The sequence below is a fragment of the Antarctobacter sp. genome (genome assembly GCF_034670325.1).
In the GTDB taxonomy this organism is placed as follows: Bacteria; Pseudomonadota; Alphaproteobacteria; order Rhodobacterales; family Rhodobacteraceae; genus Antarctobacter.
Genome location: NZ_JAXMNR010000001.1, coordinates 538444 through 552495, shown reverse-complemented (window position 1 = coordinate 552495; position 14052 = coordinate 538444). Strand labels below are relative to the sequence as shown.

Annotated in this window: 13 protein-coding genes; 6 read left to right on the top strand and 7 right to left on the bottom strand. The window is 62.6% G+C overall.

The window, feature by feature from the left end; translation table 11 throughout:
• Window positions 1-25: 25 nt before the first annotated feature.
• The 5 genes from VOI21_RS02750 to cysQ form a co-directional block, all read right to left on the bottom strand.
• Window positions 26-1213 (bottom strand): glycosyltransferase family 1 protein, encoded by a 1188-nt coding sequence (locus tag VOI21_RS02750; protein WP_323767455.1) that lies wholly within the window; start codon window positions 1211-1213, stop codon window positions 26-28.
• Entirely contained in the window at window positions 1194-2177 is a 984-nt protein-coding gene (gene galE, locus VOI21_RS02745; protein WP_323767453.1) for a UDP-glucose 4-epimerase GalE, read from the bottom strand. Before galE ends, VOI21_RS02750 begins: the two co-directional genes overlap by 20 nt.
• 5 nt (window positions 2178-2182) lie before the next feature.
• Entirely contained in the window at window positions 2183-3073 is an 891-nt protein-coding gene (galU, locus tag VOI21_RS02740) for a UTP--glucose-1-phosphate uridylyltransferase GalU (protein WP_323767451.1), read from the bottom strand.
• Window positions 3074-3213: 140 nt separating this feature from the next.
• Window positions 3214-4437, bottom strand: a complete 1224-nt coding sequence (locus tag VOI21_RS02735; protein ID WP_323767450.1) for a glycosyltransferase family 2 protein — start codon at window positions 4435-4437, stop codon at window positions 3214-3216.
• An 8-nt stretch (window positions 4438-4445) separates the two neighbouring features.
• Window positions 4446-5243 (bottom strand): 3'(2'),5'-bisphosphate nucleotidase CysQ, encoded by a 798-nt coding sequence (gene cysQ / locus VOI21_RS02730; protein WP_323767448.1) that lies wholly within the window; start codon window positions 5241-5243, stop codon window positions 4446-4448.
• Between the two features lie 126 nt (window positions 5244-5369).
• Between cysQ and VOI21_RS02725 the strand changes: the two genes are divergently transcribed.
• From VOI21_RS02725 to VOI21_RS02715, 3 genes are read left to right on the top strand one after another with little or no spacing between them, the layout of a single operon-like run.
• On the top strand, window positions 5370-6200 hold the full coding sequence (locus tag VOI21_RS02725; protein WP_323767446.1) for an ABC transporter permease: 831 nt from the start codon (window positions 5370-5372) through the stop codon (window positions 6198-6200).
• Between the two features lie 57 nt (window positions 6201-6257).
• Window positions 6258-6851: a COG3650 family protein gene (locus VOI21_RS02720; RefSeq protein ID WP_323767444.1), complete on the top strand. Its 594-nt coding sequence runs from the start codon at window positions 6258-6260 to the stop codon at window positions 6849-6851.
• Window positions 6852-6865: 14 nt separating this feature from the next.
• Window positions 6866-7468: an SH3 domain-containing protein gene (locus tag VOI21_RS02715; RefSeq protein WP_323767442.1), complete on the top strand. Its 603-nt coding sequence runs from the start codon at window positions 6866-6868 to the stop codon at window positions 7466-7468.
• Between the two features lie 46 nt (window positions 7469-7514).
• On the opposite strand, the gene VOI21_RS02710 is transcribed toward VOI21_RS02715, so the two are convergent.
• Window positions 7515-8117 carry an alpha-ketoglutarate-dependent dioxygenase AlkB gene (locus VOI21_RS02710; RefSeq protein ID WP_323767440.1) on the bottom strand — a complete coding sequence of 201 codons (603 nt, stop codon included), beginning with the start codon at window positions 8115-8117 and terminating at the stop codon, window positions 7515-7517.
• 225 nt (window positions 8118-8342) lie between these two features.
• Here VOI21_RS02710 and dnaK point away from each other — a divergent pair, with 225 nt between their 5' ends.
• From dnaK to radC, 3 genes are all read left to right on the top strand, one after another.
• A complete protein-coding gene (gene dnaK / locus VOI21_RS02705) occupies window positions 8343-10265 on the top strand; it encodes a molecular chaperone DnaK (RefSeq protein ID WP_323767438.1) in 1923 nt (640 codons plus the stop codon).
• Between the two features lie 80 nt (window positions 10266-10345).
• Window positions 10346-11494, top strand: a complete 1149-nt coding sequence (gene dnaJ, locus VOI21_RS02700; protein WP_323767436.1) for a molecular chaperone DnaJ — start codon at window positions 10346-10348, stop codon at window positions 11492-11494.
• A 222-nt stretch (window positions 11495-11716) separates the two neighbouring features.
• Window positions 11717-12481, top strand: a complete 765-nt coding sequence (gene radC / locus VOI21_RS02695; RefSeq protein WP_323767434.1) for a RadC family protein — start codon at window positions 11717-11719, stop codon at window positions 12479-12481.
• 4 nt (window positions 12482-12485) lie between these two features.
• Here radC and VOI21_RS02690 read toward each other — a convergent pair whose 3' ends face one another.
• Window positions 12486-14045 carry a phosphate ABC transporter substrate-binding/OmpA family protein gene (locus VOI21_RS02690; RefSeq protein ID WP_323767432.1) on the bottom strand — a complete coding sequence of 520 codons (1560 nt, stop codon included), beginning with the start codon at window positions 14043-14045 and terminating at the stop codon, window positions 12486-12488.
• Window positions 14046-14052: the final 7 nt, after the last annotated feature.

The window sequence follows — 14052 nt, the reverse complement described above, 5'->3', positions numbered from 1 at the left end:
GGACGCCTTGTGCCGGTGTCGGCTATCAGGTCAGGGTTAAGACCACCTTGAAATGCGCCTCCCATGTGGGCGGGGCAAAGCGCGGTGCCTGTTCCGCGCGGGTCTGACCTGTCTGGTGATCCGCAGCCATCCGGTTGATTTGTTTGCGCCAAAGATAGCGGTCGGAGACATTTGCGTAAACGGGAATGTCGCCCAACACTTCGCGATAAATCGGCAGATCGTTTGCCAGAACCGGCACATTCAGCGCGGCGGCCTCGACCGGGGGCAGGCCATAGCCTTCGGCGAGGCTGGGAAACAGCAATCCGGCGGACCCCTGCAAGAGCGCGGCGACCTGCCCGTCGTCCAGCCCCGGCAGTTCATGAACGCGGGGCGGGCGGCTGTCGAGGCGGTCAAAGACGGCGTGGTTTTCCCAGCCGCGGCTGCCGCAGATCAGCAGGTGGGTCTCGGGGATGTCATCCCAGAGATCCAGCAACAAGGCATGGTTCTTGCGCGGCTCTATGGTGCCAAGGGTCACGAAATAGGGGGCGGTCCACGGCCCCTGCGGAGCCTGTGTCGGTTGCATCAGGTCAAGGCCAAGGGGGGCCGAGATCGTGGACGGCAGGCGACCGCCAGCCAGATGGCGCGCAAGATCGGCCTCTGTCTGGTGCGAGTTGCACAGGATCAGGTCGGCGTGCTGTGCCGTTCGCATCAGGAAATGGCGGAACCGTTCGACCGTGCCGGGGCGCTGGAACTGCGGCATGTCCAGCGGGATGGTGTCGTGGACAAAGACGGAAATGCGCGCGTCGATGCCGCGCAGCGCCGACAGCACACGGTCGGTCAGGTTGGTGTGGCCGGTGTTCACATAGGTCAGGTCGCGCGGCAGGTGGCGGCGCAGCATGGCCGACAGGCGCAGGGGCAGACACCGCGCGACACAGAGCCTGCGCAGGTCGGCCTCTGCCCGCGCGCGCATCGGGTCCAAGCCCCGCTTGATGCGCGACAGGCGGTCCGCCGGACCCCAGTCCTGCGACAGCAGTTTGTCCCGAAACGCGGCGCAGCCTGCGGCGTCCAGCAGCACGTACCCAAGCGAAGTTCGCACCAGCCCCCACAGCGGCCCGTGCCGCAACATATGAGTCAGATAGGCAAATTCGACACGGTCGACCCCCGTAAGGGGGCGGCCCGCCCGGCTGGTCAGCCGGGTCAGGTCCAACAGGCGGTTACGTCTCGTAGTGCCCATTATTGTGCCAGCGCCATGCATCGGCGATCATCTGCGGCATCGTCGAGCGGTGCGGCTCCCATCCCAGTTCTTCGCTTGCGCGACTGGAGCCGGAGACCAGTTTGGTCGCATCCCCGGCGCGGCGCGGGCCATCGGTGCAGGGCACGGCCATATTGGTGACATGGCCCGCCGCCTCGATCACCTCGCGCACGGAAAAGCCGCGCCCGGTGCCAAGGTTGAAGACCCGGCTGCCCTTGCAGTCCCGAAGCCATTTCAGGCCCAGAACATGCGCGTCCACCAGATCCATTACATGCACATAGTCGCGAATGCAGGTGCCGTCGGGCGTGTCGTAATTGGTGCCATGTACGGTCAGGCCGGGGCGTTTACCGTCAATCGCCTCCAGCATGACCGGGATCAGGTGGGTTTCCGGGCGGTGATGCTCACCTACCTCGCCGTCGGGGTCGGCGCCCGCGACGTTGAAATAGCGAAAGATCACCGATTTCAGACCGTGCGATGCGCCGAAGTCGCGCAGGATGTCTTCCACCGCGCGTTTAGAGGCACCATAGGCGTTCAGCGGTTCCTGCGGGGTGTTTTCGTCCAGCACGACGTTGTCATGCTCGCCGTAGGTGGCGCAGGTCGAAGAGAACACGAAGTTTAGGCAGCCTGCAGCGCAGGCAGACTCGATCAGGGTCAGCGAGCCTTCGACGTTGTTGCGCCAGTAGAGGCCGGGTTTGGCCATCGCCTCGCCGACCTGACTGAGGGCGGCGAAATGCATCACCGCCACCGGCTGCCATTTGGCAAAGACCTCATCCAGACGCGCGCGGTCTGACAGGGCACCCTGTTCGAAGGGGCCGAATTTGACCGCGTCCTGCCAGCCGGTGACAAGGTTGTCATAGGTGACAGGCGTATAGCCCGCCGCCCTCAGCGCCTTGCAGGCGTGGCTGCCGATATAGCCAGCCCCGCCCGTTACCAGAACATGCGACACGGCCCTTATTCCACCGCCTTGCGAGAGATCGCCAGTTCATCCAGGTAAGCGCCAAGATCGTCCTTGAGTTCGTCGCGGGCCAGACCGAAGGCCACGGTGGCCTGTAGGAAACCGGCCTTGGACCCGCAGTCGAACCGCTGGCCGTTGAAGCGGTAGCCATAGACGCCGCTGGCGTTGATTTCCTTGTCGATCGCGTCGGTCAACTGGATCTCGCCGCCGGCCCCGGTCTGCGGGTTTTCTAGGTGTTTGAATACCTCGGGTGTCAGGATGTAGCGGCCGATCACCGCGAGGTTGGACGGTGCCTTGTCGGCGGGCGGCTTTTCGACCATGCCCTTGACCTTGACCATCTGGCCCATGTCCTCTGAGATATCCAGAACACCGTAGGCGCTGACACGATCCTGCGGCACCTCCATTGCGGCGACCATGCAGCCGCCGGTCTGCTCATAGGCCTCGACCATCTGCTGAAGGCAGGGTTTCTCGGCGGCAATTACGTCGTCGGGCAGCATGACGGCAAAGGGTTCATTCCCGACCAGACGGCGTGCGCACCAGATGGCGTGGCCAAGGCCCAGCGCCTTGTGCTGGCGGATATAGGCGATTTCACCGCTGTCCATGTTGGTCGACAACAGAATGTCCAGCAGTTGATCCTTGCCCTTGCTGCGAAGTTCTTCCTCAAGCTGTGGGGCGACGTCGAAATAATCCTCAAGCGCGCCTTTGCCGCGCGAGGTGACAAAGATGAATTCCTCAATCCCGGCGGCGCGGGCCTCATCAATTGCGTATTGCACCAATGGGCGATCGACCAGCGTCATGATCTCCTTTGGAACGGATTTGGTGGCCGGAAGAAAACGGGTGCCAAGCCCTGCTACAGGAAAGATCGCCTTGGTGACCTTCTTTGTCATTTAAGTCTCCATCTGTTCTTGCCTTTTGGCCCGTTCGGCCGCCATTTGCGGTGGCCTTATCGCACGGGATGGCAAAAAACTTAGGTAAAGTTGTGTTCCCAATATGTCGTCGTGACGGGTTTGCGACCCGCAGAGGCGCACTAACCGCGCACTTTCTGCACTCGCATAATCTCTGATGCGAGGCGAGAAGAAAAGCGCCGCATGCGGATCACCGGACCGTTCCGTAGGCTCTGCCCAAAAAGCCCGCCGGATTGCTGCCATATCCCTTCGGAGGTGAAACCTACCCGGTGGCGTCGGGCGGTGGGGGCAAAGAGGAACAGGCTGACGATGGCACCTTCCGACGCGGCCCGCGCGGCCTTGGCGCGCAAGCGGGCGGCCTGCCATGGCCTGCCGGCCATGTGCTGGCGCGGGGCGTCGGGGCGTCCGGGGAAGGGGTGAAAGCCCTGTTGCGGCGCGGGCAGGGCAGGGGTTGCCCCAAAGGCGCGGGTGGTGCCGTCCTTGGCACCCCGTCGCAGTCCGCGCATCAGCCGCGCCACATCCAGCGGGTCCAAGGGGCCGCGTTGCAGGAACCGCAACAAACGCGCGCGCTGCCCGGCCTCAAAGGTGCGCCATGCGGTGTCGCGGTCTGGTTCTGGACAGTGTTTGCACAGGAAAACCATCTGAGAGGCCGCGATTTCCGTCAGATCGCGCGGGCTGCGGTCGCGGTTGCGGCGCATGCTTTCGGCGAAACCGTGATGGACCTGTGCCAGCGGCACCAGCGCGGTGCGATGGCCCGCAGCGGCCAGCCGAAGGTTCAGATCGGTCTCATCCAGATAAAAGCGGAACGCTGGGTCAAATCCGCCGAGCGCGGCCAGCACCTCACGCCGCACGGCCATGTTGGTGCCTTCGGTTTTGACGGCGTGGCCTTTGGGCGGTGTCGGAACCGCTGGCGCATCGCCGGTCAGGTTCAGCGGATGTGCCGCGCCGGTCCGGTCCACGCTGCGCGATGTCCACTGGAAGGAAATGCCATTGCGTCCAATCACGTAGCCGCCCGCGCAGGCGATCTGCGGGTCGGCAAATGGCGCGGTCAGGTGCCGCAGCCAGAGCGGCTCTGGCACCGCGTCATCGTCGATAAGGGCCACGACCTCGCCCGCCGCAGCGGCAATGCCAAGGTTGCGCGCGGCCGAGATATTGGCCTCATCATAGCGGATCAGCTTGATATGCGCGGCATCGGGTCGGGCCGCCGTGGCGTCGGCACCTGCGGGGCAGGCGACAACGATGACCTCAAAGGGCGCGTAATCCAGTTGGGCCACCCCGGTCAGGCATCGCATCAGGGCCGCCGGGCGGTCCCGGCTGACGATGACGATGCTGACCGGCGTGGTCATGGGCGGATTCAACCCTCTTTCAGATCCACACCCGGAGCGTAGGCGATGAAGAAGGGGTTGGCGAAGCCTTCCTTGCCGTAGGCCAGCGCGGTGTGATCGTCAAAGCGCACCACGCGACCGCCCGCGCCATGCAGAACCGCGTGACCGGCGGCGGTGTCCCATTCCATCGTGCGGCCAAGGCGCGGGTAAAGATCGGCCTCGCCGGTGGCGACAAGGCAGAATTTCAGCGACGACCCGGCGCTGGTCATGTCCTTGACGTCATACTTGGCGATGTAATCGTCGGTGGCCTGATCGCGGTGCGATTTCGACGCCACGACCATCAGTGCCGCGTTGTCGGGATCGGTGACTTTGATCGGCGTCGTTTCTCCGCGCGTCTCAAGGTCGAATGGGCCGGTCTCTTCGACCGACTTGCCGACGCTGTCGGTGTAGAACATGCGGCCCTTGGCGGGGGCGTAGACGACGCCGCGTGTCGGCACGCCATCCTCGACCAGCGCGATATTGACGGTGAAATCGCCGCGCCGCTTGATGAATTCCTTGGTGCCGTCCAGCGGGTCGACGATCAGAAAGGTCATGGCAGACACGTCATGGCTGTCGGACTGTTCCTCTGTCACCAGCGCCGTATCCGGAAACGCCGCGCGCAGACCCTCGGAGATCAGCGCATCGGCGGCCTGATCGGCAACGGTGACGGGGCTGTCGTCGGATTTGACCATGACCTCGAAATCGTCGGAGTTGTAGATCTCCATGATCTTCTCTCCGGCTTCCAGAGCCAGACGGCGCATCACGGTGGTCAGTTCTGAATAATTCATTGCAACGCTCCAAGACGCGCGGCCTGCGCGGATTTATTGATTTGAAAGCTCGCGCGCCTTATGGTGCCGGACAACAAGAACAGCAAGTGTGCGGCCTGTCGCGGGCACGCATCCGGAGCAGGCAGCATGTTTCAGGTTACTCGACCCCGGTCCCGGCTGGAATCCTTCGTCTATATCCTCGAACTGATTTATCACAATTCGGTCCGTTCGGTGCGCAAGACGCATGGCAACGCCTTCATGGCGATCTTCATGAACATGTTGCAGACGATCATCTTTGTCCTCGCCTTCTATTTCATGTTCCAGATCCTCGGGATGCGCAGCGCCGCCCTGCGGGGCGATTTCATGGTCTACATCATGACCGGCGTGTTCCTGTTCATGACCCATACCAAGACGCTGGGCGCGGTGTCCTCGTCCGAGGGGCCGGCCAGCCCGATGATGCAGCACGCGCCGATGAACACCGCCATCGCCATCATTTCGGCCATGGTGTCGACGCTGTATATCCAGATCCTGTCGCTGGTGGCGATTCTGTTTGTCTACGATGTGGCCTTCAACCCCTTCGTGATGGAGGACATTCATGACCCCATCGGCTGTCTGGCCATGGTCATCCTGTCGTGGTTTTCCGGCGCCGCCATCGGGCTGGTCTTTCTGGCGGTCAAACCGTGGTTTCCGACGCCTGTCAGCATCATCTCGACCGTGTACCAGCGGGCCAACATGATCGCCTCCGGCAAGATGTTCGTCGCCAACACGCTGCCCAGTTCCATGCTGGTCATGTTTGACTGGAATCCCCTGTTCCACACGATCGACCAGTCGCGGGGATACGCTTTTGTGGATTACAACCCCCGGAATTCCGACTGGGAATATGCATTTTATCTGAGTATCATTCTGGTGATGATTGGTCTCATGGGTGAGTTCTACACCCGCAAGCACGCCTCGGCCTCGTGGAGCGCGCGCCGCTGACGCGCCCGCTCTCCCCGCGGTTTTCCGGCGGATTTAGGGAAGAGTGAGAAGAGTGAAATGAATAAATTTGCAGCACTGCTTATTTGCCTCGCAGGGGCGGCTTCGGCGCAGGAATTTCCGGCGCTTTACCATGTGACTGGCGTCGACGAGGGCGATGTCCTGAACATGCGGACACGCCCCACAGAAAACGGCACCGTGATCGGCGCGCTGGGATTCGACGCCAAACATGTGGAGGTCGTCGAAGAGGATGACGGCTGGGGCCGGGTGAACGTTGAGGGCCTGTCCGGCTGGGTTCCGCTGGAGTCGATGGAACGGCAAGAGGGCACCGAACTGCCCACCGGGTATCAGTTCAAATGCTTTGGGACAGAACCGTTCTGGAGCGCGACCGTGGTGGGCGAAAACCTGACATTCACCCGCCCCGACGATGACGACAAGGCGTTCAAGGTGGGCGAACTGGCGACCGCGATCAGCCGCGACGCGCCACATGCGCTGCTGGGCAGCAAACTGGGTGAAAACGTCACGCTGGTGCTGAACCACACGCAATGCTCGGACGGAATGTCGGATTATGTCTTTGGCTTTTCCGGCTCCGTGGTGATCGGCGGGTATGACACGCAGGTCTACACCGGCTGCTGCTCTCTCGACATGAAGTGATCGGAGTGGTGGGGGTGTTGCGCTGTTTGTGTGTTCTGCTGCTGCTTGGCACCGCCGCCGCAGCCCAAAGCGAGTATCCGCGCCTGCACGATGTTGCAGGCGTGGCCTCAAACGACGTGCTGAATGTGCGCGCGGGTCCGGGGGCCAGTCATCCGATTGTCGGGGAACTGGCCTATGACGCCCGCGCGGTCGAGGTGATCCGGGTCGAAGGCAACTGGGGTCTGGTCAATGTCCCCGAAGCTGCGGGCTGGACCTCGATGCGGTATCTTGCGCCGCGTGTGGATGGCGACATCGGCAATGTGCCGCGACTGATCTGTGGCGGGACAGAGCCGTTCTGGGACATCGACATCCGGCAAGGCCAGAGCGCCACGGTCAAGACGCCTGTCAATTATGAGATTGGCGACATCTTTACCGTTGGACTCTTGCAGCGGGCATATAATCCGCTGGAGAAATGGGTTTTGCAGGGGGCGGACGGTGCCCGTGATCTGTCAGTGGTGGTGGTCCGGAGTTACTGCGACAACGGCATGTCCGACAATGAATACGGGTTTGACGCGACGGTCATCGTAACCGGGCCAGAGGGATATGTGTTGTCCGGGTGTTGCGAATTGTCGGAATAACGCACGGGGGCGGTGGCGGCCAAGCCGCATTGAAACGGCCTTTGTCTCAAGTCACCACCCGCAGTGTCAGGTTAATACGCCCGCCATTTGGCAGCAATGTCGATGATCCGAACCGGATTCGGTCGACGCCGTGATGCGCCAGCCGCGCAGTACCCCCCATAACCACCACGTCACCGGATTTCAGCCAGATCGATTCCGTCCGCCCGCTGCGCGCGATATTGCCCATGCGGAACAACCCGTCATCGCCCAGCGACACAGACACCACCGGGCAGGACAGGTCAGCCTCGTCCTCATCGCGGTGCAGGCCCATGCGGGCATCGGCGCCGTACCAGTTGATCAGACAGCACTCGGGCGCGCGGGCGCAGCCCGACACGGCCTGCCAGATCGCTGACACCTCGTCGGGGATCGGCGGCCATGGCGTCCCGTCCGGGTGCTGCGTGTCATAGCGATAGCCGCGTGCGTCGCTGATCCAGCCATACTTGCCCGCCGCGCTCATCCGCACCGACATCGGCCCGCGTCTTGTGCGCGGTATGAACAGCGGCGCTGTGGCCAGCACCTCGCGCAGCCGCACCACCAGTGCCTCCTGCGCCGCGCGGTCCAGAAAGCCGGGGTGGATGACAAAGCCTTTTTGCGTGATCGGTGCGGTCATAAGGCGGTTGTCAAGGATTGCCCTGTAGATGCCAAGCGGCCAGAGACAGAAAACCCGAGAATTGCCGCCATCACGACGCTTGCAGCCTCAAGGACCCCTCCTTATATGTCCTCCGAACGCCGGGCACGCCCTTTGCGGAGTGCCCAGCGACAATCCTTCGGGGCTGGATGCCGTAACGGGTCTGTTGCCTCGTGATATCGCCTTGAGAATGAAAGGGATCGAAACATGGGAAAAGTGATCGGTATTGACCTCGGCACGACGAACTCCTGCGTCGCCATCATGGACGGCAGCCAGGCACGCGTGATCGAAAACGCCGAAGGTGCTCGCACCACCCCATCCATTGTCGCCTTCACCGAAGATGAGCGACTGGTAGGCCAGCCGGCCAAGCGTCAGGCTGTGACCAACCCCGAAAATACCGTCTTTGCGGTCAAACGCCTGATCGGTCGCCGCGTGACCGACGGCGAAGTCACCAAGGATAAGGACATCGTTCCTTACAAGATCGTCGATGGCGGCAACGGTGACGCATGGGTCGAGATCCGTGGTGAGAAATACTCGCCCTCGCAGGTCTCTGCCTTCACGCTGCAAAAGATGAAAGAAACCGCCGAGAGCTATCTTGGTGAGGAAGTGACGCAGGCGGTCATCACCGTTCCTGCCTACTTCAACGACGCCCAGCGTCAGGCCACCAAAGATGCCGGCAAGATCGCCGGTCTTGAGGTGCTGCGCATCATCAACGAGCCGACAGCCGCTGCGCTAGCCTATGGCCTCGACAAGAAAGAAGCCAAAACCATCGCGGTCTATGACCTTGGCGGCGGTACATTCGACGTGACCATCCTTGAGATCGACGATGGTCTGTTTGAGGTCAAATCGACCAACGGCGACACCTTTCTGGGTGGTGAAGACTTTGACATGCGGATCGTCAACTATCTGGCGACCGAGTTCAAAAAAGAGCATTCGGTTGACCTGACCAAGGACAAGATGGCCCTGCAGCGCCTCAAGGAAGCTGCGGAAAAGGCCAAGATCGAACTGTCGAGCGCAACCCAGACGGAAATCAACCAGCCGTTCATCTCGATGGGTGCAAACGGTCAGCCGCTGCACATGGTCATGAAACTGACCCGCGCCAAACTGGAAAGCCTTGTCGGCGACCTGATCAAGGCCTCGATCAAGCCGTGTCAGGCTGCGCTCAAGGATGCCGGTATCTCCAAGGATGAGATCGACGAGGTTGTCCTTGTCGGTGGTCAGACCCGGATGCCGAAGGTCATGGAAGAAGTGACCAAGTTCTTTGGCAAGGAGCCGCACAAGGGTGTGAACCCGGACGAAGTGGTTGCCATGGGTGCGGCCATTCAGGCCGGTGTTCTTCAGGGTGACGTCAAAGACGTCGTGCTGCTGGACGTGACCCCGCTGTCACTGGGTATCGAAACGCTGGGTGGCGTGTTCACCCGCCTGATCGACCGGAACACCACGATCCCGACCAAGAAGTCCCAGGTCTTTTCGACTGCCGAGGACAACCAGTCGGCCGTGACGATCCGCGTCTTCCAGGGTGAGCGTGAGATGGCTGCCGACAACAAGATGTTGGGCCAGTTCAACCTTGAGGACATCCCGCCCTCGCCGCGCGGCATGCCGCAGATCGAAGTGACCTTTGACATCGACGCCAACGGCATCGTGTCGGTTGGCGCCAAGGACAAGGCAACCGGCAAGGAACAGCAGATCACGATCCAGGCTTCGGGTGGTTTGACGGACGACGACATCGACCGCATGGTCAAAGAGGCGGAAGAGAACGCCGAAGGCGACAAGGCCCGCAAGGAACTTGTCGAGGCCAAGAACCAAGCCGAAAGCCTCATCCACTCGACCGAGAAATCGATCGAAGAGCATGGCGAGAAGGTCGATCCGTCGACCGTCGAGGCGATCGAACTGGCCTTGGCCGCGCTGCGTGACGACCTTGAAAAGGACGATGTGTCCGCTGACAAGCTCAAGGGTGGCATCCAGAACGTGACCGAAGCCGCGATGAAGCTGGGCGAGGCGATCTACAAGGCGCAGGCCGACGAAGGCAGCGACGAACCGCATGGGGCCGATGCATCTTCGGGTCCGGCGGGCGACGATGACATCGTCGACGCGGACTTTGAGGATCTCGACGACAACAAGCGGGCCTGAGGCCATCGCCCTCGGAACCAATCTGGGGCCGGTCCGGACACCGGGCCGGCCTTTGACGTTCCGCAATGAGGAGGACAGCCATGTCCAAACGTGACTTTTATGAAGTGCTCGGCCTCTCGCGCGGCGCCTCGGCGGATGAGCTCAAGAAAGCCTATCGCGCGAAAGCCAAAGAACTGCACCCCGACCGGAACGCTGACAAGCCAGAGGCGGAAGCGCAGTTCAAAGAAGTGAACGAAGCCTATGAGGTTCTGAAAGACGCTGAAAAGAAGGCGGCCTATGACCGCTTTGGCCATGCCGCCTTTGAGGGTGGCATGGGCGGTGGTCCGCGTCCCGGCGGCGGGGGCATGGGCGGCAATGGCGACTTCGCCAGCGCCTTTTCCGATGTGTTCGACGATCTGTTCGGCGATTTCATGGGCGGACGGCAGGGTGGACGTCAGCGCGCCGCGCGCGGGGCTGACCTGCGGTATAACCTGCGCGTCTCGCTGGAGGATGCCTTTAACGGTCTGCAAAAGACCATCAAGGTGCCGACCTCGATTCAATGCGATGAGTGTCACGGATCTGGCGCGGAAGGCGGGGCAGAGCCCACAACCTGTCCCACCTGTTCCGGGCTGGGCAAGGTGCGCGCGACACAGGGTTTCTTTACGGTGGAACGGACCTGCCCGACCTGTTCGGGCCTTGGTCAGATCATCAAGAACCCCTGTAACGTCTGCAGCGGCGCGGGCCGTGTGCAGAAGGAACGCGCCCTGTCGGTTAACATCCCCGCAGGTGTCGAGACGGGCACTCGCATCCGGCTTGCCGGTGAGGGTGAGGCAGGGATGCGCGGCGGGCCTCCGGGCGATCTGTATATCTTTATCGAGGTCGAGCCGCATAAGATCTTTGAGCGCGACGGCGCGGAGTTGCACTGCCGTGTGCCGGTCTCGATGACCGTTGCGGCGCTGGGGGGTGACATCGAGGTGCCGACAATCGACGGCGGCCGCAGCCGGGTCAAGATCCCCTCGGGCAGCCAGTCGGGCCGCCAGATGCGCCTGCGCAACAAGGGCATGCCCGCGCTGCGTGGCGGAGCGACGGGTGACATGTTCATCGAGCTGGCGGTCGAAACGCCGGTCAACCTGACCTCCAAGCAAAAGGAACTCCTGCGTGAGTTCGAATCGCTGGCCGAGGACAACAACCCGGAAAGTTCGAGCTTTTTCCGCTCGGTCAAAAGCTTCTGGGACTCGATGAAGGGGTGAATTGACGAACCCGCGCCTCTTCGGCGCGGGCAAAACCTCCAGCGGAGGTTTTGGTTCATTCACGGGCGGAGCCCCGGGCCGAAGGCAATTGACGAACCCGCGCCCCTTCGGCGCGGGCAAAACCTCCAGCGAAGGTTTTGGTCAGTCCACGGGCGGTGCCGCGGGCCATGCGTCCGATCCCACGTTAACCTGCTGTTCACCATGACGGGCCACGATGTCACCATGACACGTGGCCCGCATTTTTCCGACTCACAAGCCGCCCTCTTCGATCTTGATGAGGCGGCGCGCCCTGCTGTGTCGGGCGCGGAAAAACTGCCATCCTACATTCGTGACCACCGCGCGCGCCTGCGTGAACGGTTCCTGATCGGCGGGGCGGATGCCCTGCCGGATTACGAAATGCTGGAACTGGTGCTGTTCCGGGCCATCCCGCGGCGCGACGTCAAACCGCTGGCGCGCCACCTGCTGGAAACCTTCGGGGACTTCAACGGCGTGCTCTCTGCTCCGCCGCATAGACTGCGTGAGGTCAAAGGCGTCGGGGACGCGGTTCTGACCGAACTCAAGATCATCGAGGCCGCCGCGCACCGGCTGGCGCAAAGTCGCATTCTGGGCAAACAAGTGCTTAGCAGTTGGGACGCATTGCTGGACTATTGCCAGACCACCATGGCGCACCGCGACACCGAACAGTTTCGCATCCTGTTTCTGGATCGCAAGAACGTGCTGATCGCCGATGAGGCGCAGGCGCGCGGCACGGTCGATCATGTGCCGGTCTACCCGCGTGAGGTGGTCAAACGTGCGCTGGAACTGAACGCCTCTGCGATTATCCTCGTGCACAATCACCCTTCGGGAGATCCGACGCCCAGTCAGGCGGATATCGACATGACGGCGCAGATCCAAATGGCGGCGGATGCCTTGGGGATCACCCTGCATGACCACCTTGTCATCGGAAAATCTCAGGAACTCAGTTTCCGCTCCGAAGGTCTGCTGTAGGCGGTTACTGCACCCAGACCTCGACCCGGCGGTTCACCTGTCGGCCCCATGCGCTGTCATCGCAGGCCATCGGCAGTGCCTCGCCAAAGGCCTCGACAGCGATGTCGATCCGGTCCAGATCGGCGGTTTCGGCGGCGGTCTCCACCGCGGCGCGCACGGCCTCGGCCCGCCGGTCAGCGATATCGAGGTTGGTTGACGCAGGTCCAACCCCATCGGAGAACCCGATAAACACCAGCCGCCGCCCGTCGTAGATCCCCGCCTCCATCGCCCGCGCCAGAGCCAGAACGTTTGACCGGGACTGCGCATCCAGCCGGGCAGAGCCCGCCTCGAACCGGAAGGTCACGGTCAGGCGTCGCATTGGGGCCAGCGCCTTGACCATGCCCTGCAACGCCGCCAACCCCTCTGGCCCTTCGGCGACGGCCACCGCGTTGGTCAGCCGGTCCCCCTGCAGGTCCACGGCGATCTCTTCGGGCGATTGATCGACGAAACCGGCTCGGCGGATCACGATCTGCGCGGGCGGGCTGTGGGTGTAGGTCAAAAACTCGCGCGCCAGCCTGGGCAGTCGCCGCGCCGGGACATAGAGGAACATCGGCGCGGTCAGCGGGTAATCTTCGGTCTTGATGCTGCGCCGCGCCGCGCGCAGCCGGAACCCGCAAGGGCCCGTCATCACCAACGGTTTGGTGTTTCCGATCTCTGAATAGCTCGCCATGCCCAGCCCGAAAGGATCATGAGCCACCGCGCGAATGAGATCGGGGTTGCTGTCATGCCGCAGCGCGCCATCAACCAGCGTGCGCCCCGAGGGGCGCAGCAGGCGGTCCTGCAACCCCTGCACCACGCCAGAGCCCTCGTCGCGCAGATGCACGGTGATTGGCGCATCTGGACCGCCAAGCGCCTTCCAGTTGTCGATGCGCCCGGACAGGATGTCGACCAGCTGGACGATTGACAGCGTCCCGACGGGGTTGTGGGAGGACACGATGGGCACCATGGCGTCCAGCGCCAGAACCCGCGAGCGGTTGGGCTGCGTCAGGTCACCTAACCCGGCGTTTTTGGCGGCGGTCACTTCGTCAGCGCGGATTTCGCGCAGGGCCATGACAATATCCGCCTCGTCGGCGACCAGATCGGCAAAGCCCTTGTCGGTGTTGGAGACGTGAAAGGTGAATTCGCCCACCAGCGGCCCGCCACCAAGTTCGCGCAGGGCGTAGACCGGGTCGCCATTGGGGCCGGTGGTGCGCTTGGCTTCCAGTCCGTTGCGCAGGGCAAAGCCCTCGATCAGCGCGGGCATCAGGATGCGGCCCAGCGTGGCGGACCCCGAGATGGTCACGCGCGCGACATAACCTGTCAGCGAGGGGCAGCCGACGCCGCTGCAGGACACGCCAGAGCCGTCCACCGTCAATTCGCCGAACCGCGTTTCGATGCGGTAGAATTCGCCGTCGAACCCCAGAAGCGTCCCGCTGAGCGAGATCGTTCCGTCACGCGATTTCAGCGTGATGTCCTGTGCAAAGGCGAAACCGGCCTGCACCGCAAAGAAAAGTGCGGCGAAAACCGCCGCACGCCCATTCCACATGAAGTCC

Coding starts and splice junctions, on each gene's coding strand:
- VOI21_RS02750 (WP_323767455.1), bottom strand. CDS start 1,213: ATGGGCACTACGAGACGTAACCGCCTGTTGGACCTGACCCGGCTGACC.
- galU (WP_323767451.1), bottom strand. CDS start 3,073: ATGACAAAGAAGGTCACCAAGGCGATCTTTCCTGTAGCAGGGCTTGGC.
- VOI21_RS02735 (WP_323767450.1), bottom strand. CDS start 4,437: ATGACCACGCCGGTCAGCATCGTCATCGTCAGCCGGGACCGCCCGGCG.
- cysQ (WP_323767448.1), bottom strand. CDS start 5,243: ATGAATTATTCAGAACTGACCACCGTGATGCGCCGTCTGGCTCTGGAA.
- VOI21_RS02725 (WP_323767446.1), top strand. CDS start 5,370: ATGTTTCAGGTTACTCGACCCCGGTCCCGGCTGGAATCCTTCGTCTAT.
- VOI21_RS02720 (WP_323767444.1), top strand. CDS start 6,258: ATGAATAAATTTGCAGCACTGCTTATTTGCCTCGCAGGGGCGGCTTCG.
- VOI21_RS02710 (WP_323767440.1), bottom strand. CDS start 8,117: ATGACCGCACCGATCACGCAAAAAGGCTTTGTCATCCACCCCGGCTTT.
- dnaK (WP_323767438.1), top strand. CDS start 8,343: ATGGGAAAAGTGATCGGTATTGACCTCGGCACGACGAACTCCTGCGTC.
- dnaJ (WP_323767436.1), top strand. CDS start 10,346: ATGTCCAAACGTGACTTTTATGAAGTGCTCGGCCTCTCGCGCGGCGCC.
- radC (WP_323767434.1), top strand. CDS start 11,717: ATGACACGTGGCCCGCATTTTTCCGACTCACAAGCCGCCCTCTTCGAT.
- VOI21_RS02690 (WP_323767432.1), bottom strand. CDS start 14,045: ATGTGGAATGGGCGTGCGGCGGTTTTCGCCGCACTTTTCTTTGCGGTG.